Raw genomic sequence first — 19,165 nt, forward strand, 5'->3', positions numbered from 1 at the left:
TCGAATAGGTTATGTTAGAGAATTTAAAAAAGTACAAGATCGTCTTAGCCTCTAATTCTCCGAGACGACGGAATTTGTTATCTGGTCTGGATATCGACTTCGAGGTGAGGGTAATTCCGGATATTGACGAGTCTTACCCGGATTCTATTGACTCCATGGAGATCCCTTTATATATTGCCCGTTCGAAAGCGGAGGCCTATAAATCGACTATGGCAGATGATGAATTGCTGATCACGGCGGACACGATCGTCTGGACGTTTGACGGGGTTATGGGGAAGCCTGCGAACCGGGAGGAAGCTTATGCTATGCTTCATGCTTTGTCGGATCATGTACATCAGGTAATAACTGGCGTTTGTATCATGACGAAGGACAAAAATGTAGGCTTTTCCGTCGAATCTGCGGTTTGTTTCGCAAAATTGGGTGATGAAGAGATTAATTATTATTTGGATAAATATAAACCTTATGATAAAGCGGGAGGGTATGGCATTCAGGAGTGGATCGGTTATATCGGGGTAGAGGCTATCAATGGTAGCTTTTATAACGTGATGGGATTACCTGTGCAAAAGCTTTATCAGGAATTGAAACATTTTTAATCTCAATTCAAGGTAAAGTATTTATCCTTCATATAATATTCTATCTGATTTAATGTGTGCGCTAAGGCTGGGGGAATCGGTAAGACGACCGGTTTCTCCACATTCCATTCCGGGTCATTTATGATCATGTCGGATAGGCTGCCCGCATGTATTAAGATAAGGCGGGTAGGGGCTGAGGCTATAACCTTATGATTGGTGTTTTGCGCAAGTAGCATGAAATGATCTTTTGCCACTTCCGCTATATGTGTCCCTTCTTGGCTGTAAATAATAAGTTTTCCCGAAAATACGAAGATTAATAGATTATCCGTGGTTGTGGTATTAAACAGGGAATCTCCGGCTCTCAGTATTTTGCATTCAAGTTGATTTAGATAACGCTTCATGTAGGAACTTAAGGATTTTCGAGGATAGCCAATGTTTTTCTGTTAGGAAGGTATTCCAACATACCTTTTGAGTAGGTGACTTTCTGTTGTCCGTTGTTGTCCGCATAAATAATAAAATACTCTATTTGGGGGATGGATTGTGCCAGTAGCTTCGCTTTCTCGACTCCCAAAACCATGAAAGTCGTAGCGTAAGCGTCTGCTGTCATACAATCTTCCGCCACGATGGTCGCGCTAAGAATATTTTGTCCAGCGGGATAACCGGTCGCCGGATTGATCGTATGGGCATATTTCTTACCATCCTTGATGTAGAAGTTTCGGTAGTCACCAGAAGTAGCCACACCCCCTTTTTGGCATAATTGTACGATCTCTTCAACATCATTTGTTACGCCACTTGTCCCTATTTCCGGCTTGTTGATGCCGACTCGCCAACAGTCACCTTGTTGATTTACGCCTTTCATGGTGACCTCACCACCTATTTCTACCATGTAGTTCTTTACGCCTTCCTTTTCCAGCAGGCGGGCGATGACATCGCAAGCATAACCTTTTGCGATGGACGAACAATTCAATAGAATCCGGGGATCTTCTTTGATGATTTTCTTTCCTTCCAATCTCACTTTTTGATAACCGACGAAAGCCTTGATGCTATCGATCATCTGCGGGGTTACGCTATCCATCTTACTGAATCCGAATCCCCATAGATTAATTAATGGAGCACAAGTAATATCAAAAGCTCCTCCTGATTTTTGGGAGATTTCTTCCGCCTTATTGAATACTTCGGTAAACCATTCGTCTACCTCCACATCCTCGTTATTATTGACTTTCGCGATCGTGGAGTTGGGGTTGAAAGGATTTAAGGAGAGGTTAAAACGTTGCAGCTCGCTGTCGATCTTATCGGTTAGGATTTGCTTGGCCTTGTATTTGATGTGGTAACTTGTATGAAAAACAGAACCACTCTCTTCGAAATATTGGCCCTTGTCCGAGCAAGCCGTAAGCGATAAGATCAACAGGCTGACTAATATGGAAATATTCTTGCGCATCATTATGAAATTTTATGTCGCGAACTTACATAAAAAATTCCATATATGCCCCTTTCATGGGGGAGACGCTATTGTGTGTATAAATATCAAGGATTCCTTTTTTATATTGTGACTCTGGTTTTATCCAATGTGCACGCCTTTCGGATAGGATCTTTTCTATCTCTTCCACGCTTCTCTCAATACTGTCGGTACCGATTATATCCAATGTTCTCGCTGGAATATCGATACGGATCAAGTCATCGTTCTCGACCAAGGCGATTGGTCCCCCCTCGGAAGCCTCCGGGGATACATGTCCGATCGCCGGGCCTCGGGTCGCTCCGGAGAAACGACCGTCGGTGATCAATGCGATGGTCTCTACCAGCTCAGGATCGGAGGCGATCGCTTCTGTCGTATAAAACATTTCTGGCATTCCACTTCCTTTCGGTCCTTCATAACGGATAAATACCGCTTCTCCCGGATGGATTTTCTTTTGTAATACCGCCTCAATAGCGTTCTCCTCACAATCGAATACCCTCGCTTTCAGGGTGACTTGCATCAAGCGGGGTGAAATCGCCGAATGTTTTACGACTGCCCCTTCGGGCGCTAAATTTCCTTTCAATATAGCGATGGCTCCTTGTGCCTTGATCGGTGTATGAAGAGGTTTGATAATATCGCCAACCTTTACTCCTAGGGTAGGAAGATATTTATGGCAATTCTCATAGAAGCCGTTGAGTTGTAAATCTTTTAAGTTTTCTTCCAATGTTTTGCCGGTAACAGTCATGACGTCGAGATGGAGGAATTCTTTAATTTCTTCCATGATCGCCGGTACGCCTCCCGCATACCAGAAATATTCGCCGGGCCAAAAACCGCTGGGACGTATATTTAAAAGGTAGGGGATCTTACGATGTATCTTGTCGAACAAATCCGGTGATAACTGGATTCCCAGTTCGTGGGCGATAGCTGGAAGATGAAGCAGGCTGTTGCTGGAACCCGCTATGGCGGCATGTACCATGATCGCATTTTCAAATGCTTGTATCGTCATGATATCGGAGGGTTTTAACTCTTCTTTCGCTAGTCCGAGTGCATGTTCTCCGGCTTTACGGGCGGTTTCTTTTAACTCGGGTAAATGGGCGGGGATCAAGGCGGAGCCCGGTAAAGCGATGCCAAGCGCTTCTGCCATTACTTGCATCGTAGAGGCGGTACCCATGAAAGAGCAAGCTCCACAATCCGGACATGCGTCACGCTTATAAACCATGAATTGTTCTTCCGTTATTTCTTTTCGCTCGTATTGGGCGCTATAGGTACCGATTTGTTCTAACGTGAGTAGGTTGGGACCGGCTTTCATTATACCACCGGGCATGAATATAGCAGGCATATCTAGCCGGGCTATCGCCATCAAATGCGCAGGGACGGATTTGTCGCAACTGGCTATAAAGACACCAGCGTCGAAAGGAGTCGCTTTTACATGAATCTCCATCATGGCGGCCATGATATCACGGGAGACTAATGAGTAGTTCATACCATCGTGTCCCTGCGCCTCTCCATCACAAATATCAGTGACGAAGTAGTTTGCGGCACGTCCCCCCTTTTCCTTTATACCGATTCCGGCCTCGTCCACCAATTTATCCAGATGGGCGCTTCCCGGATGGCTATGTCCGTAACTGCTTTCTACAATGATTTGCGGTTTACTCAATTCGTCGATTTTCCAACCGCTGCCTAGCCGGAGTGAATCCAGCTCCGGCGCTAGTTTTCGTAATTGCTGGCTTTTCATGTCTATTAATTAATGTATAAGGTTATTTATTCAATAAGGTATCCCTAGCTAAAGAATACATGCTCTATCAAAATCTTTGTACCGATACCGATTAAGATTAAACCTCCGATGAGGTCCAGCTTCAAGTCGATTCTCTTGCCGAATCGGTTACCGAAATAGACACCGAAGGCAGAGATAGCGAAGGTGACAACACCGATAGTCGAGGCTTGCAGCAAGAGCGGTGATTTTAAGATCGCCAGAGAGATTCCTACGGCGAGGGCATCGATACTTGTCGCTATTCCCAATCCGCATAATGTCCGGTTACATAGAGGATCGAATTTCCCGTCTTCCTCCTCTTCCTTCGTGCTATCGTATATCATTTTTCCACCTAAGTAAAGCAAGAGGGTAAATGCGATCCAATGGTCGAAGGCGCAAATGTATTTTTCGAATCCTAATCCCATCGTATAACCGATCACGGTCATTCCGGCTTGGAATATACCGAGCACGCTCGCTATCTTAATAATATTACCGGCGGTGCAGTTGTTCTTAAGAACTGCGCCGCCGGTAACTGATACTGCTAGGCTATCCATGGATAAGCCGATCGCTAGTAGCAGAACTTCAATGTATAACATACTAGAATGATTCCCGTTTAATAATTTCTTCTATGGGCTTACGTTTCTTTGGAGTCTCATCGAATAATGCCGGGTCGGAAGGATAGCCGAACGGTATCAGTACAACAGGCTCGATCGTTTCCGGAATTTTAAAATGTTTACGGCAAAGCTCCGTGTCGAAATTGCAAACCCAACAAGTACCCAATCCTTGTTCGGCAGCGGCTAAACAAATGTGTTCCGTGGCGATAGCCGTATCGATATCCATATGATTCTTATGATCGCCCCGTTTCCAAGATTGCTGATGATCTCCGCAAACGATCAAGTAATAAGGCGCTTGCTTGAACCATTCCCGGGGATAGCATTCTTGTAATTTAGCTTTTCCTTCCGCACTTTGAACCCATACAAAATACCAAGGTTGATAATTTACCGCCGAAGGGGCCAAACGAGCTGCTTCTAGGATATAATCAATCTTTTCTTGCTCTACGTTTTTGGGGGCATACTTTCGGATAGAGCAACGTTTTCTCGCTAATTCTAGGAAACTCATATCTCATCCTCTATTTTATAGTTATTGCGATTCGGAGAATTGCGGGAAATCAACTCCCCGATAAAGCCCGCTAGGAACATCTGGGTTCCCAGAATCATCGCTGTCAATGAAATATAGAAATAAGGGGAACTTGTAACCAAAGGTCTTAGATCTCCAGAGTACATCGAGATCAATTTCATGCTGAGTACGATTACTAGAGCGATAAAACCAATGAAGAACATAGCGCTTCCCCATAAACCGAAGAAGTGCATCGGTTTCTTTCCGAATTTGGAAGTAAACCAAAGCGTGATCAAATCAAGATAACCGTTCACGAAGCGATCCAACCCGAATTTAGTAGTTCCGTACTTGCGGGCTTGATGTTTCACTACTTTCTCGCCAATCTTGTGAAATCCGGCAATCTTAGCTAAATAAGGTATGTAACGGTGCATATCGTTATACACCTCTATATTTTTAATGACAACATTCTTATACGCTTTCAATCCGCAATTGAAATCGTGTAAGTTCTTTATTCCCGAGAATTTACGAGCTGTCGCGTTGAATAATTTCGTGGGGATCGTCTTAGACAACGGGTCATATCTTTTCTTTTTCCAACCGGATACCAGATCGTACCCGTCTTCGGTGATCATCCGGTAAAGTTCGGGTATCTCATCCGGGCTGTCCTGTAGATCGGCGTCCATGGTAATGACTACGTCACCTTTAGCCCGCTGGAATCCGCAGTGCAATCCCGGCGACTTGCCGTAGTTGCGACGGAACTTGATTCCCCGGATATGTGGAGAACGTTGTTTCAACTCCTCGATCACTTCCCAAGAATTATCCGTACTACCGTCATTCACGAAAATGACTTCGTAGGTATAATTATGTTCTTTCATCACCCGCTCTATCCACGAGAATAACTCGGGTAAAGACTCGGCTTCGTTATACAACGGGATAACAACTGATATGTCCATTATTTGTCTGTAATTAACTTTTTAGCGGTTTTCAGTGATGGAACCAGTCGAATTGTTCCTGCACAAGAGAGCCGCTACCGGTATAGAAAGTATGATGCCGTAAAATACGTTATTAAATATTCCTTGTATGGCCATATGGATTGGCGAGATGCGAATATTGCTGAGCGAGTCGAGCATATCCGAGTTAACTTGGCTATCTTTTAATGCAGTCGTTAATTGCCCGATCGCATTTGCCACGAAATCAGGTGGGGCGATGAACTGATAAAAGACAAAGTATTCAAGCGAGACGATCAATGCGGCGAAAAAATACAACATCGTGCCGAATCTCCATGCATGAAAGAAACTGATCCTTCCACCGATGTCGTGCCGATATCTTTTCGTCATGTAGTAGGCGATGAAAGGGACGGCGAGCGTCAATAGCCAATAGACAAGACTCAAGGAGGGGACTGAAACGCTGAAGATGAAAAAGATGTATTTCACTACCCAATATATACCCATGGCCAAACCATAAGTCATAGCGCCTTTTAAAAGTAAATTCTTATTCTCTTCCATGATGTTGCTGTTTTGAATTCTTATCAGCAAAGTTAATATATTAATGCAAATGCGCAACTATATTATGTCTAAAATAGAAAAAAGGAAGCCTACGTATAAGCTTCCTTTTAAGTTGTGTTTTATCTGAGCCTCTTGTCGGATTCGAACCAACGACCCCGAGATTACAAATCACGTGCTCTGGCCAACTGAGCTAAAGAGGCAGGTGGGTAAGCTTACTACATCGCGCCGCTACAACCAAGTACCCTTGCTGCGGTCAAGCCCTGGGGGATTCCGAGGGAGCATGCCGTGTAGGACTTACCCGGGTGCAAAAGTAGATATTATTTTTTACTTTGCAAGCGTTTTCTTACTCTTGGGATGATAATTGTTTATAAAGAATTGAAAACCTTATGCTTTTGGTAATGTTAAAAAATGTTTTATGTATTGTGGCCGATGGTTTATCAAAGAATGTTGATTTTTTCATTGTGAGGAAAAAACATTTTCATCATGAAGAAAAAGTATTTTCACCGTGAAGAAAAAGTATTTTCATCACGATGAAAAAACAGTTTATTTGGAAGAGGTTCCGCTTTCCAATATGCTGACGATGGAGAACAACGTAAAGCAGATCGCTCCCAGTCCGGCCAATACCCGTGCGGGAATGGCATAATAACTATGCTCGGCCGCCATCTCGAAAAGGAAAGCGGAGAGGAAAAGGCAGAATAAAGCCGTGAATATAGGAATCAATGGAATCCGGTTGGCAAGCTTGAATTCTTCCCTCCATATTTTAGACAGCAAGATCACCTTGCTGGAGATACTATAGCAAACTAATCCAAGGCCGATCATGATATATCCGGTTGAGGCATTAGCCGGGTCGCTATCTCCTAATACGAAGAGACCCCATATCAGACTGATAGATCCCATCAGGATGACAAAACGGTGCCATAACCTTTTTTCCAATCGGGAATATGTGTTTCTTATTTGTCGGGCGATCGTGGCGACTAAAGCGATTAAGCTGCTGCAAATACATGCTAGTCCGGCCATCACGTGCCCGGCGACAAAGTATTGGGAATGCTCGTCGCTATGCGCTAGCAACCGGTAAGCCCAAATCCATGCGACTATGGATATAAATGATGCTACAAGGATCAAGAATACCCCCTGCCAAAAGTTGAACGCTTTGTCTGGTATTCTGGGATCGTCGCTTTTGGCGTTCATTTGTATTAAGGTGAATCGGGTAGAGGCGGTAGCCGTTGTCGCTACGCATGCGGTTATAAGGCCCACCCCGCAAATGACATGGCCCGCGACAAAGTCTGCTGGCGCCGGTGAGGACATGAGTAAGATAAAGCCCGCCAGAAAAGTGATGGTTGCCGAGAGATATCCAAGGATAGGCAAAGCGAATCTGGCTACATTATTATATGTATGGATAATTTGACGAATAATGGTCGCTGCCGTAGCGAACAAAGCTATACAAATAAAGCCAAGAGAGAATACGACAGGTCCGGCGACGAATCTGCTGGAGTCCACTCCATAGTTAAAGACAAAAAATCCATAACCGAAACAAAAGAGGGCCATTAGCAATGGAATCGCCCTGAATAAGACACTAATCCCGTAATTCATAACTTGTTTTTTATTTAGATTTTTCTTCAAACAGAGATGCGATCCTTTTTGTTCAAGAAGAATTTTAGAGGTTATGCGATGTTTTTGCGTGTTATTTCATCATTTTTGTTTTTCTTTGCGGAAAATATCAGAGAAGTGAATCTTATTATAGAACAAGGTAACACGTCATCAAAGGTCGCTGTGTATAAAAATGGGCATATAGAGGCTTCTTTTGTATACAAGCAATTCGGTGTATCTGTGGTCGCTGCTCTTTTTGAGAAGTACGCTTTTACGCAAGGCATTTTATCGACGGTGATAGATACGGACGATGAGTTGATCGCTTATCTAAAAAATAAGCTTCAGCGTTTTGTCTTTCTGGATGAACATGTAGCTTTACCGATCAAGGTGGAATATGGGACGCCGAAAACGCTAGGCAAGGACCGTTTGGCCGCTGTCGTGGGGGCGAATTATTTGCGGCCGGGAAAAAATCTGCTGGTTATCGATGCCGGTACCGCTATCACGTATGAGGTGATAGAAGCGCCGGGTATCTTTCTGGGGGGGAATATCTCTCCGGGGATGACTACTCGTTTTCGAGCGTTGAACCATTTTACGAAGAAGCTGCCTTTGGTAACGGAAGAGGATGATATACCGCTTATCGGGAGAAGTACGGAAACGGCTATCCAAGCGGGTGTGGTGAATGGGATTGTTTACGAGATGGACGGATATATTGACGAGCTGAAAGTAAAATATCCGGATCTTTTGGTTTTTTTAACAGGCGGTCATTCGTTTTATTTTGAAAGACGGCTAAAAAACTCCATCTTTGCAGACATTAATTTAGTGTTGACAGGATTAAACAGAATCTTAGAGTATAATGTTGAAAATTAATAAGGTAGTAATAATAAGTTTTCTTATCTTTACACAATTGCCATTGTGGGCTCAAAATAACACGAACTCGCCTTATACGCGATTTGGATATGGAGAGTTGGCGGATCGATCTTTTGGTGCCGGAAGGGCGATGGGTGGAGTCGGTTATGGATTAAGGTCCTCTAAACAGATAAATCCATTAAATCCAGCATCTTATAGTTGCATGGACTCGTTGACATTCCTTTTTGATTTTGGTGCGTCCGGTCAGGTGTCTTGGTTCTATGACGGTACGAACAAGCAACGACAGATGAATGGAAACGTGGAGTATATCGCCATGCAATTTCCGATCACCCGGCGTTTAGCGATGAGTATTGGTTTATTACCTTATTCATATGTAGGATATGATTTCGGCGAGAGCCGTACCGAGGGCGGTTTAAGTTGGGGAGAAAGCTTTAGTGGCGAAGGTGGCTTAAGCGATGCCTATTTAGGGCTCTCCTATGATATTTGGAAGAAGCGTCTTTCCATTGGTGTAAACGCCGGATTTTTATTTGGAAATATTACACATTCCCGTAACTTGATTTTTCCCAGCTCGACAGGGGCGGACAATGTGTATAGAAACCAACGTTATGAGATTCGTGATTTAAAGTTAGATTTTGGTATTCAATATACGCATCCTTTGAGTAAGACGGAGCATGTCACGGTAGGTTTCGTCTACTCTCCCGGAAAGAAGTTGAATACGACTGTGTATGATATTCAGACTGTTGGCTCTTTGTCTTCTACATCTGGATATACGAGGAATGATACGATTAAGGATTATCGGTTTGATATGCCGAATTCTTACGGAGCAGGTATCTCTTATGTGAAGGAGAACCGGTTGACGTTAGCCGCTGATTTCTTGTATGAGGACTGGGCGAACGCTTATTTTGATAACGAGAAAGGCCAATTCAAGAATCGTACACGTGTGGCGGCTGGTGCCGAGTTTATTCCTCGTTATGATAATCGTAATTATTTGGGGCGTATCAGATACCGTGCCGGTTTTCATTATAGCAATTCGTACTTAAGAGTCAGTCGCTCCGAGGAGAATGGTTATAAAGGACATGGTTATAATGAATATGGGGCGAGTGTCGGTTTTGGGCTTCCATTGATCGATAACCGTTCATTAGTGAACCTGTCATTTGAATACGTGAAGATCCGTCCGGAATTACGTACAATGATTGATGAGCAGTATTTCCGGTTTACGGTGAACTATACATTTAACGAATTATGGTTTTTTAAACGAAAAGTGGATTAAACCGGGAATGGCCGAAAGGGTCTAATGAGTATGATACTTTTTTGAAGGAATATAAATATTATAGCTAACTTTAATAGAAAGAGATATGAAGATCAAAGTTTTATTACTAGCGCTTGGATGTACTATGGGTACGTTAGGCGCTTATGCGCAGAAAGGAGTAGATAATGGTACACAGTTCGGTTCCGGTGAGGATAGCGTGCGTTGTATTACCAATATCAGCTTGTTCGTTCCTTATGCGAAAGCCGGAAACTTCAAAGACGCCTTTGATTTCTGGAAGATCGTGTACGATGAGTGTCCTGCCGCTACAAAAGATATCTATTTGTACGGTGTGAAAATTATGGGCTGGAAGATCGCCCAAGAGAAAGATCCCGCTAAGAAGAAAGCTCTTATTGATGATTTGATGGGAGTTTACGACAAGCGTGTGAAATATTTTGGAAATGATCGCCGGTATGGAAAAGACTGGATCGTTGCTCGAAAAGTGCAAGATTATTTAGCGCAAACTGGCGATAATGCCGACTATAATCAGGCCTATACTTGGTTGAAGGAGATCGTTGATGAGAAAGGTGCTGATACGGAGGCTCTAGGTCTCTCCTTGTTTAGTTTCTCTTCTATGAAGAAAATGGTTAACGATCCGAACTTCAAAGAACAGTATATTCAAGATTATTTGAAGGTTTCTGGTGGCTTGGATGCTCAATTAAAAGCTGCGCAGGCTGCAAACAATCAAAAAGAAGTGAATGCCTTGACCGCATATAAGAGTGGTGTTGATAATGCCTTTGCGAATAGTGGTGCTGCCGATTGCGAGACTTTGCAGAATTTGTATGCTGCTAAGATCGAGGAGAATAAGGACAACTTACCTTATTTGAAAGAGACTATATCCTTGTTGAGAAGAACAGGTTGCCAAGAAATCGAGGCTTACTTTTTGGCATCAGACTATGCTTATCGTCAAGAACCTAGTGCCGAGGCAGCTGTTGGGCTAGGAAAGAAAGCCGTTAAGATAAAGGATTATGATACGGCTATTAAATACTTTGATGAGGCCGCAAATTTAGAAACGGACGCGACTTCAAAAGCTGATGATTATTATATGATCGCATTGTTGCTGTTTGAGCAAAATGCTTATTCAAAGGCTAGACAATATTGCCAGAAAGCTTTGGAGGCAAATCCTAATTATGGCAATGCCTATTTATTGATCGGTAAGATGTATGCCGCTACTTCCAAGTCTGTTTTCCCGAACGACGGAGTACTGGCAAGAGCTGCTTATAATGCCGCTATCGATAAATTTGAGAAAGCGAAACAGGTAGATCCGAGTGTTGCTGAAGAGGCTAATACTTTGATATCATCTTATCGTGCTCACCTTCCTTCTACGGAGGAGATCTTCATGCACCCGGATTTGGAGAAGGGCAAACCTTTCACTGTCGGTGGTTGGATCGGAGAGCGTACAACGATTCGGTAATTATGATAGGAAATCGTTTTCATTGTAAAACGGAAAATATGGGCATAACAACTACCTTCGTGGTGGTTGTTATGCTTCTTTTGTTTTCTGCCTCTTGCAGTAAGGAGCATAAGGAGGTGGTTGATGTTGAGTTTGACCCGGACAAGACTTATACGATGAAGGCTACGGATGTGTCATCCTTGATCTCCGATTCTGGTATCACGAGATATCGCTTGAAAGCGAAAGAGTGGCAGATTTATGGGAAGGCGGCGGAACCCCATTGGTATTTCCCTGAGGGGATCTACGTGGAGAAGTTCGATACCTTATTCCAGACAGAAGCGAGTATTAAGGCGGATACAGCCTATTATTATGATAAAAAAGGGCTTTGGGAGCTGATCGGTAATGTAGAGGTGGAAAGTCTGCAAGGGGAGCATTTTGAGACTTCCCAATTGTTCTGGGACCAGAAGCAAGAGAAGGTTTATTCTGATAAGTTTATGCGTATCGAGCAAGAAGATAAGATCATAACAGGTATAGGTTTTGAGTCGAACCAAGATATGACTCAGTATAAGATATTTAACTCACAGGGTATTTTCCCGGTGAGCGATGCTCCGGCCGATACGACACGGACAGCTCAGGGGGATAGTGCCCGGGTAGATGTGTCACAAATAGATTCAATAAAAAGTAATTAAGGTGGGGACGCTGACTTATATTTTAATTTCCCTCGCATTTTCCGCATTCTTTTCCGGGATGGAGATCGCTTTTATCTCCTCCAATAAGCTTCGTTTCGAGCTGGATAAGAAGGAACGTAGTCTATCCAGTAAGATACTGGGTATTTTCTATCGTAATCCAAATTTGTTTATCTCTACCATGTTGGTAGGAAATAATATTGCGTTGGTCGTTTATGGTCTTCAGATGGCAATCGTATTGGAGCCGTTTATAGCCAAGGTGGTTGCGAATGAGGCATTGATCGTTTTTATCCAATCCGTGATATCTACGATCTTGATCTTGTTTGCCGGGGAGTTTATTCCCAAGACCATATTTAAGTTGAATCCTAATTTATCACTCAATATATTTGCGATACCATTATTTATCATATATATCATCCTGTATCCGGTCTCCAAGTTCTCATCCCTGCTATCTTTTTTGATTTTGAAGTTAGGGGGCGTGAAGAACTTGAAAAGTTCACCTCAGGCATTAGGCAAGGTAGACTTGGATTATTTTATACAGCAAAGTCTGGAAGATGCTCCGCAAAATTCGGATATGGATACGGAGGTTAAGATTTTCCAAAACGCCTTAGACTTCTCGAATGTCCGTTTGAGGGATTGTATCGTGCCCCGGACGGAGATTGTAGCCTGTGATACGTCTGCTACGATAGAGGAATTGCGTTCTAAGTTTATCGAGACAGGACTTTCGAAGATATTGGTGTATAACGAGAATATTGACGATATTATCGGGTATATCCATTCTTCCGAGCTTTTCAAGAATCCGGAGGATTGGACCCAGCATATCCGTAGCGTATCGATCGTTCCGGAGACGATGGCGGCGAATAAACTGATGAAACTGCTGATGCAAGAGAAGAAGAGCTTGGCTGTTGTCGTGGATGAGTTTGGCGGTACGTCGGGTATCGTGACACTTGAGGATTTGGTGGAGGAGATTTTCGGAGAGATTGAGGACGAGCACGATATGAAGTCGCATGTGGCTAAAAAAGTATCGGACAATGAGTATTTGCTGTCGGGTAGAATGGAGATTGATACCTTGAACGAAATGTTCGGGTTGGATCTTCCGGAGTCGGATGATTATGTCACCATCGCCGGTTTTATCTTGCACTTCTATCAAAAATTCCCGAAATTGAACGAGACTGTCCAGATCGATAAATATTCGTTTAAGATAATCAAAGTAACGGCTACGAAGATCGAACTTGTACGTATGAAAGTAGGGATTTGATAAAAAAAAGGATTATATGCTGTGGAATTTCCTTTTTTTCATATCTTTGTGCCCTTAAAATGTGAAATAATAAACTTTAAAAAATAATAAAGATAAATGGCTACGCTGGAAAAAATTAGAAGCAAAGCAGGACTGCTGGTACTCGTGGTGGGTTTGGCATTGTTCGCTTTTATCATTGGAGACTTTTTAAACTCTGGTTCTACTTATTTTAGGCAATCACAGGAACGGATCGCCGAGATTGATGGAGAGGTTGTAAAAATTCAAGATTATCAAGGTCGCGTTGATGAGATGGCCGAGATGTATAAGATGCAATCCGGTTCAGCCAGCCTGCCCGAGGAATATATGACACAGATTCGCCAGTCCGTATTCGATGCGATGGTACAAGAGGTCGTGTTGGACGAGGCTACTGCTAAATTAGGTATGGGAGTAAGTCCGGAAGAATTGTTTGATATGGTTCAAGGTGAGAATATCTCTCCGTTGATCCAACAAATGCAAATGTTTACGAATCCTCAGACTGGTGCTTTTGATAAGGCCGCTTTGTTGAATTTCTTGAAACAAATCGATTCCGATAATATCGCTAGCTATCCGGCAGATCAACAGGCACAGCTGATTCAAGCTAAGAACTTCTGGTTGTTCTGGGAGAAGAACATCAAACGTCAACGTTTGGAGCAAAAATATACGACATTATTGAGCAAGGCTATTTCCGCGAATTCATTGGACGCTAAGGAAGCTTATAATGATAATGCCGAGAATTCGGATATCATTTACGCTATGCAATCATATGCTACGATTCCGGATTCAACGATTGAGGTAAGCAAGAGCGAGATCGAGAAATTGTATAACCAACGCAAGGAGCTTTATAAACAAAAAGAATCTAAGGTAATTAAATATATCGCCGTAGATATCCGTCCGAGTAAAGAGGATTATGATAAGGCACAGGCCGAGATCGAGAGCTTGAAAGAGGAGCTGGCTACGTCTGAAAGAGTGGCTGATGTAGTAAACGAGAACTCTGAGGTTCCTTATGTTGACGCTTTCTTCACGGAGAAGGCTTTGGATCCGGAGATGAAACAATTCGCTACGACTTCTGAGGTTGGCGCTGTTTATGGTCCTGTATTCGAGAATGACAAATACAGAATGTTTAAGCTAGTCGATAAGACGGTCGCTCCGGACTCAGTAAAAGTTAGCCACATCATGTTGGCCGGTAAATCTGAGGCTGAGACAACAGCTTTGGCTGATAGCTTGATGGGGGCGTTGAAAGGTGGCGCTAATTTCGCTGAATTAGCTAAGAAATACTCAGCAGACCAAGCCGCCGAGAATGGTGGTGAACTAGGTTGGTTTACAGAGGTTACCGCTTTGAGAGGTGTGAATGATGATTTTAAGAAGGCTGTCTTCTCAACTCCATTGAATGAGGTAGCGGTTGTGAAATCTTTATATGGTACTCACCTTGTAAAAGTAACAGAGAAAACAGGAAATGTTGAAAAATATAAGATCGCAGATATCGACATGACTGTATCTCCTAGCTCTAAGACCTATAGCAACATCTACAATGAGTTGAATCAGTTCGTATCGAAGAACAACTCTATGGCTAAATTGGAGGAGAATGCGAAGGAAGCCGGTTATAACTTGATTTCAGGTGCAACGGTTACTACGGATGATCAGTTGTTAGGTTCTATCAAGAATTCACGTCCGGTAATTCGTTGGGCGTTCCAGAACGATAAAGGTTCTATCTCTGAGATCTTCGAGTGTAGTGATAAATTTGTCGTGGCTGCTGTAGAAGGAAGTATTTCCGAGGGGTATCGTCCGGTTGATATGGTCGCTCCGGCTTTGAGAGCTGAATTGGCTGCCCAGAAAAAAGGCGATAAGATCGCTCAGGAATTGGCTGCTAAGAATTTAACTTCAGTTGAGGCATATGCTGAAACGATGGGTTCTTCTGTAGACTCTGTAAAGTTCGTGAACTTTGGTACTCGCCGTATCGCTGGTATCGGTATCGAACCGAACTTGAACGCTATGGTTTCTATGGCTCAAGTTGACCAAGTAAGTGCTCCGGTTAAAGGTAACAACGGTGTATATGTGTTCAAGGTATACGCAAGAAATAAAGATGGTAAGGAGTTCAACGAGGCTGAGGAAATCCGTGCGTTGGATGCTTCGAACGCGTATCGTGTAGGATTCCAAGCTATCCAATCTATGGTCAACAACGCTAAGGTGGAAGACAACCGTATCCGTTTCTATTAATAAAGAGTATTTATACTTAAGATAAAAAAGATCCCCTGTTTTGTCGTCAAGATATATTTATTTTGACGGCAAAACAGGGGATCTTTATTTTGTGGAATATTTCTCGTACTTTCGCGAATAAGAAAATATCGATAGCATGGTTGACAAAAGACAATTATTAGGGATGACCTTGGAGGAACTGAAAGGTGTAGCGTCTGAGGTGGGTCTTCCCGCATATGCGGCTAAGCAAATGGCCGATTGGATTTATAAAAAGAAAATAACCCGGATTTCGGAGATGACGAATATAGCGGTTGCCAAACGTGCTTTATTGGAGGATTCATTCGAGATCGGGGCTTATCCGCCATCTGAGTATCAAAAGTCGAAAGACGGTACGATCAAATATCTATATGCTGCCGGACCGGGGCGTTTTGTTGAGTCTGTTTATATTCCTACGGATGATCGGGCGACTCTTTGCGTCTCTTCTCAAGTCGGATGCAAAATGAATTGCTTGTTTTGTATGACGGGAAAACAAGGTTTCACGGCAAACCTGACAGCGAACCAGATATTGAACCAGATCCAGTCCTTGCCGGAAAACGATTCATTGACGAATATCGTTTTCATGGGAATGGGGGAGCCACTGGATAACGTAGACGAGCTTTTCAAGGTTTTGGAAATACTCACGGCCTCGTATGGATATGCGTGGAGCCCGAAGCGTATCACGGTTTCAACCATCGGTGTGACGAAAGGCTTGAAACGCTTTTTAGAGGAGAGCGAATGTCATCTGGCCGTAAGTCTGCACTCGCCCTATCCTATGGAACGTCTTTCCTTGATGCCGGTTGAAAAGGCATTCCCAGCGAGGGAGGTGATCGATTTAATCAAACAATATGATTTTTCGCATCAACGACGTGTCTCTTTTGAGTACATTGTTTTTAAAAATTTGAACGATAGCTTGAAACATGCCGAAGCTTTGAGTTGTTTATTAGGTGGAATTCCTTGTCGGGTAAACTTGATCCGTTTTCATGCGATACCGAATGTGTCTTTAGAGACTTCCGATATCGTTAAAATGGAGGCGTTTCGGGATTTCTTAAACGCCAAAGGAGTTGTATGTACGATAAGGGCGTCACGTGGGGAGGATATTTTCGCCGCTTGTGGAATGCTTTCTACCGCGAAAAATGTTACATTTGTATAATATAAAACACACAGGTATGAAAACACGTTCTTTATTCATCGGTATGTTGCTGCTTCTTGTTTTGATGGGAGCATGTAATTCAGGTTCTGTGATGACTCAAGCTACGGGCTTCGCATATGAGGTTGTCGTGGTTATGGATCAAAAGGATTGGAAAGGCCCTGCGGGAGAAGCCATAAAGTCTGAGTTGGCCTCTTCGGTGCCCGGACTTCCGCAAGCCGAGCCTTCTTTGAAGATTACCTACGTACAACCAAAGGATTTTACAGGTCTGTTACGGTATGTAAGGAATATATTAGTGGTTACGATAGACCCCACCGCTTATACGAAAGTTTCTGTAGGCTACGAGAATAATGTCTGGGCTAGAGGGCAGGTGGTTGTTTCGCTGAAAGCTCCTAATACGGAGTCGATCGTCGAGTATTCAAAGACCCATGAGAAGGCGTTGGTCGATTTCTTCGTAAAGGTGGAGATGAATCGTGCGATAGAGCAATTACAAAAGGAATATAGTATGGTGGTTATGGATAACCTGAAAAGCGACCTGAACGTGATGTTAAACGCTCCGGCAAACTTCACGTACTATAAGGATACGACAGATTTCTTCTGGTCTTCCAATAACGCTAACACAGGCCGTATGGACTTAATCGTATATACTTTCCCTTATACTGATCCGAATACGTTTACGGAGGAATATCTGGTCGCTAAACGAGATTCTGTATTGAAGGCGAATCTGCCGGGTTCGTTCCCGGGTTCCTATATGCAAACAGAAACGCGTGCGGGAGTGGAGTATACGCCAATAACCTTAAATGGTAAATATTGCGGCGTGATGCGCGGTTTGTGGAGAATGCAAGGCGATATGATGGGAGGCCCGTTCGTAAGCCACACCCGCTTGGATGAAAAGAATCATCGTGTGGTTGTAGCCGAGGGATTTGTGTATGCTCCGGAGACAGACAAGCGTAATTTCATGCGTAGAATAGAAGCTGCCTTATTTACGTTACGTTTGCCGGGTGAATTTGATGAACCGGTAACTGAGACATTAGATATCCCAAAAGAGAAAAAGTAATAAACAAACAAAATATATGGAAGAACGACTGATTAAAGTGGGGATCACCCACGGAGATATAAATGGTATCGGCTATGAGGTAATATTAAAGACCTTTTCCGATACCCGCATGGCGGAGCTTTGCACGCCGATTATCTATGGCTCGTCCAAGATAGCCGCTTATCACCGGAAGGCATTGGAGCTTCCTCCTATCAATATGAATATTATTTCACATGCGGAGGATGCGGGAGTAAACCGGGTGAACATTATTAACTGCGTGGAGGACGAGACCAAGGTGGAGTTGTCGAAATCTACGCCGGTTGCCGGTGAGTCGGCTTTCAAGGCGTTGGAAGCGGCAGTTACGGATATGAAGCGGGGAGTAGTGGATGTACTGCTTACCGCCCCGATCAATAAACATAATATCCAGAACGAGGATTTTCATTTTCCCGGGCATACTGAGTATTTGGAGAAATGCTTCGGTGGTTTGGATAAAAAAGCCTTGATGATCTTGATGAAAGATGATCTTCGTGTCGCTTTGGTGACGGGGCATATTCCATTGTCGCAAGTTGCGTCTTCCATCAACGTGGGCGATATCGTGAATAAGCTGCGTATTTTCAATCAGTCGTTAAAGCAAGACTTCGGTATTGTGAAGCCACGTATCGCGGTTCTTTCCTTAAACCCTCATGCCGGTGATGCCGGATTGCTGGGTACGGAAGAGGAGACGATTATCATACCGGCAATGCAAGAGGCGGAGAAAAAAGGCGTAATGTCATTTGGCCCTTATGCGGCTGACGGTTTCTTTGGTTCGCAGATGTATGATAAATTTGATGGTGTCTTAGCGATGTATCATGATCAAGGGCTCGCTCCTTTCAAGACGTTGGCGATGGATGACGGGGTGAACTATACGGCAGGATTGCCGATCGTACGGACTTCTCCGGCACACGGAACAGCTTATGACATAGCCGGGCAGAACGTGGCTTCGGAAGAGTCGTTCCGCCAAGCCTTATATGCGGCGTTGGATATCTTCCGGAACCGGTTGCGTTATCAAGAGGCTACCGCCAATCCGTTGCGTAAGCAATATTTCGATAGGGGGGGAGATAATGAGAAACTGGACTTGACGAAAGAGGACGATACGGACGGATTATAGTAGATCTTTCCTGACAAGTTTCAATAAATACATAAAATGTCATGTTAATAACGAATGGATGTTATTGACATGACATTTTTGTATGGGGCGTGGGA

The 19,165-nt window shown here is 43.5% G+C and carries 18 protein-coding genes and 1 tRNA gene; 10 read left to right on the forward strand and 9 right to left on the reverse strand.

Features of this window, described 5'->3' with window-relative positions; translation table 11 throughout:
• Positions 1-11 precede the first annotated feature (11 nt).
• Positions 12-593, forward strand: coding sequence for a Maf-like protein (locus DWX84_RS13115; RefSeq protein WP_008774130.1), 582 nt, complete (start codon positions 12-14; stop codon positions 591-593).
• Positions 594-595: 2 nt separating this feature from the next.
• On the opposite strand, the gene DWX84_RS13120 is transcribed toward DWX84_RS13115, so the two are convergent.
• The 9 genes from DWX84_RS13120 to DWX84_RS13165 all read right to left on the reverse strand — a co-directional run bounded on the left by DWX84_RS13120 (position 596) and on the right by DWX84_RS13165 (position 7,983).
• Positions 596-973 (reverse strand): hypothetical protein, encoded by a 378-nt coding sequence (locus DWX84_RS13120; protein ID WP_005865798.1) that lies wholly within the window; start codon positions 971-973, stop codon positions 596-598.
• An 8-nt stretch (positions 974-981) separates the two neighbouring features.
• Positions 982-2,013 (reverse strand): FAD:protein FMN transferase, encoded by a 1,032-nt coding sequence (locus DWX84_RS13125; RefSeq protein ID WP_121961297.1) that lies wholly within the window; start codon positions 2,011-2,013, stop codon positions 982-984.
• Between the two features lie 22 nt (positions 2,014-2,035).
• Entirely contained in the window at positions 2,036-3,760 is a 1,725-nt protein-coding gene (gene ilvD / locus DWX84_RS13130) for a dihydroxy-acid dehydratase (protein WP_121961296.1), read from the reverse strand.
• Positions 3,761-3,804: 44 nt separating this feature from the next.
• Complete coding sequence (locus DWX84_RS13135; protein WP_008774127.1) at positions 3,805-4,371, reverse strand: manganese efflux pump MntP family protein; 567 nt, start codon at positions 4,369-4,371, stop codon at positions 3,805-3,807.
• Between the two features lies 1 nt (position 4,372).
• A complete protein-coding gene (locus DWX84_RS13140) occupies positions 4,373-4,894 on the reverse strand; it encodes a nitroreductase family protein (protein WP_121961295.1) in 522 nt (173 codons plus the stop codon).
• Entirely contained in the window at positions 4,891-5,841 is a 951-nt protein-coding gene (locus tag DWX84_RS13145; protein ID WP_005865808.1) for a glycosyltransferase family 2 protein, read from the reverse strand. Before DWX84_RS13145 ends, DWX84_RS13140 begins: the two co-directional genes overlap by 4 nt.
• Before the next feature lie 21 nt (positions 5,842-5,862).
• Entirely contained in the window at positions 5,863-6,393 is a 531-nt protein-coding gene (locus tag DWX84_RS13150; RefSeq protein WP_005865810.1) for a DUF4199 domain-containing protein, read from the reverse strand.
• A gap of 126 nt (positions 6,394-6,519) precedes the next feature.
• A tRNA-Thr gene (locus DWX84_RS13155) sits at positions 6,520-6,593 on the reverse strand.
• A gap of 343 nt (positions 6,594-6,936) precedes the next feature.
• Positions 6,937-7,983 carry a DUF2776 domain-containing protein gene (locus DWX84_RS13165; RefSeq protein WP_005861552.1) on the reverse strand — a complete coding sequence of 349 codons (1,047 nt, stop codon included), beginning with the start codon at positions 7,981-7,983 and terminating at the stop codon, positions 6,937-6,939.
• A 36-nt stretch (positions 7,984-8,019) separates the two neighbouring features.
• Between DWX84_RS13165 and DWX84_RS13170 the strand changes: the two genes are divergently transcribed.
• From DWX84_RS13170 to pdxA, 9 genes are all read left to right on the forward strand, one after another.
• Positions 8,020-8,847, forward strand: a complete 828-nt coding sequence (locus DWX84_RS13170; protein WP_005865812.1) for a type III pantothenate kinase — start codon at positions 8,020-8,022, stop codon at positions 8,845-8,847.
• Positions 8,834-10,117, forward strand: a complete 1,284-nt coding sequence (locus DWX84_RS13175; protein WP_121961294.1) for a hypothetical protein — start codon at positions 8,834-8,836, stop codon at positions 10,115-10,117. Before DWX84_RS13170 ends, DWX84_RS13175 begins: the two co-directional genes overlap by 14 nt.
• An 85-nt stretch (positions 10,118-10,202) precedes the next feature.
• Positions 10,203-11,567 carry a lipopolysaccharide assembly protein LapB gene (locus tag DWX84_RS13180; RefSeq protein ID WP_121961293.1) on the forward strand — a complete coding sequence of 455 codons (1,365 nt, stop codon included), beginning with the start codon at positions 10,203-10,205 and terminating at the stop codon, positions 11,565-11,567.
• Positions 11,568-11,569: 2 nt separating this feature from the next.
• On the forward strand, positions 11,570-12,235 hold the full coding sequence (lptC, locus tag DWX84_RS13185) for an LPS export ABC transporter periplasmic protein LptC (RefSeq protein ID WP_008774124.1): 666 nt from the start codon (positions 11,570-11,572) through the stop codon (positions 12,233-12,235).
• A gap of 1 nt (position 12,236) precedes the next feature.
• On the forward strand, positions 12,237-13,490 hold the full coding sequence (locus tag DWX84_RS13190) for a hemolysin family protein (RefSeq protein WP_005865821.1): 1,254 nt from the start codon (positions 12,237-12,239) through the stop codon (positions 13,488-13,490).
• A gap of 96 nt (positions 13,491-13,586) precedes the next feature.
• Positions 13,587-15,722, forward strand: coding sequence for a SurA N-terminal domain-containing protein (locus DWX84_RS13195; protein ID WP_005861564.1), 2,136 nt, complete (start codon positions 13,587-13,589; stop codon positions 15,720-15,722).
• A 136-nt stretch (positions 15,723-15,858) separates the two neighbouring features.
• On the forward strand, positions 15,859-16,890 hold the full coding sequence (gene rlmN / locus DWX84_RS13200) for a 23S rRNA (adenine(2503)-C(2))-methyltransferase RlmN (protein ID WP_048928010.1): 1,032 nt from the start codon (positions 15,859-15,861) through the stop codon (positions 16,888-16,890).
• 16 nt (positions 16,891-16,906) lie between these two features.
• Positions 16,907-17,944, forward strand: coding sequence for a DUF4837 family protein (locus DWX84_RS13205; protein ID WP_008774122.1), 1,038 nt, complete (start codon positions 16,907-16,909; stop codon positions 17,942-17,944).
• Positions 17,945-17,960: 16 nt separating this feature from the next.
• Entirely contained in the window at positions 17,961-19,070 is a 1,110-nt protein-coding gene (gene pdxA / locus DWX84_RS13210; protein ID WP_005865827.1) for a 4-hydroxythreonine-4-phosphate dehydrogenase PdxA, read from the forward strand.
• Positions 19,071-19,165: the final 95 nt, after the last annotated feature.

Source organism: Parabacteroides sp. AF21-43, from assembly GCF_003635435.1.
Classification (GTDB): domain Bacteria; phylum Bacteroidota; class Bacteroidia; order Bacteroidales; family Tannerellaceae; genus Parabacteroides; species Parabacteroides distasonis.

Excerpts from the sequence above, each read along its gene's own strand:
- DWX84_RS13145 (WP_005865808.1), bottom strand. The coding sequence starts at position 5,841 with ATGGACATATCAGTTGTTATCCCGTTGTATAACGAAGCCGAGTCTTTA.
- DWX84_RS13205 (WP_008774122.1), top strand. The coding sequence starts at position 16,907 with ATGAAAACACGTTCTTTATTCATCGGTATGTTGCTGCTTCTTGTTTTG.
- DWX84_RS13135 (WP_008774127.1), bottom strand. The coding sequence starts at position 4,371 with ATGTTATACATTGAAGTTCTGCTACTAGCGATCGGCTTATCCATGGAT.
- DWX84_RS13115 (WP_008774130.1), top strand. The coding sequence starts at position 12 with ATGTTAGAGAATTTAAAAAAGTACAAGATCGTCTTAGCCTCTAATTCT.
- lptC (WP_008774124.1), top strand. The coding sequence starts at position 11,570 with ATGATAGGAAATCGTTTTCATTGTAAAACGGAAAATATGGGCATAACA.
- DWX84_RS13125 (WP_121961297.1), bottom strand. The coding sequence starts at position 2,013 with ATGATGCGCAAGAATATTTCCATATTAGTCAGCCTGTTGATCTTATCG.
- DWX84_RS13170 (WP_005865812.1), top strand. The coding sequence starts at position 8,020 with ATGCGATCCTTTTTGTTCAAGAAGAATTTTAGAGGTTATGCGATGTTT.
- DWX84_RS13120 (WP_005865798.1), bottom strand. The coding sequence starts at position 973 with ATGAAGCGTTATCTAAATCAACTTGAATGCAAAATACTGAGAGCCGGA.
- DWX84_RS13175 (WP_121961294.1), top strand. The coding sequence starts at position 8,834 with ATGTTGAAAATTAATAAGGTAGTAATAATAAGTTTTCTTATCTTTACA.
- DWX84_RS13150 (WP_005865810.1), bottom strand. The coding sequence starts at position 6,393 with ATGGAAGAGAATAAGAATTTACTTTTAAAAGGCGCTATGACTTATGGT.
- DWX84_RS13195 (WP_005861564.1), top strand. The coding sequence starts at position 13,587 with ATGGCTACGCTGGAAAAAATTAGAAGCAAAGCAGGACTGCTGGTACTC.
- DWX84_RS13165 (WP_005861552.1), bottom strand. The coding sequence starts at position 7,983 with ATGAATTACGGGATTAGTGTCTTATTCAGGGCGATTCCATTGCTAATG.
- DWX84_RS13140 (WP_121961295.1), bottom strand. The coding sequence starts at position 4,894 with ATGAGTTTCCTAGAATTAGCGAGAAAACGTTGCTCTATCCGAAAGTAT.
- ilvD (WP_121961296.1), bottom strand. The coding sequence starts at position 3,760 with ATGAAAAGCCAGCAATTACGAAAACTAGCGCCGGAGCTGGATTCACTC.
- pdxA (WP_005865827.1), top strand. The coding sequence starts at position 17,961 with ATGGAAGAACGACTGATTAAAGTGGGGATCACCCACGGAGATATAAAT.
- DWX84_RS13180 (WP_121961293.1), top strand. The coding sequence starts at position 10,203 with ATGAAGATCAAAGTTTTATTACTAGCGCTTGGATGTACTATGGGTACG.
- rlmN (WP_048928010.1), top strand. The coding sequence starts at position 15,859 with ATGGTTGACAAAAGACAATTATTAGGGATGACCTTGGAGGAACTGAAA.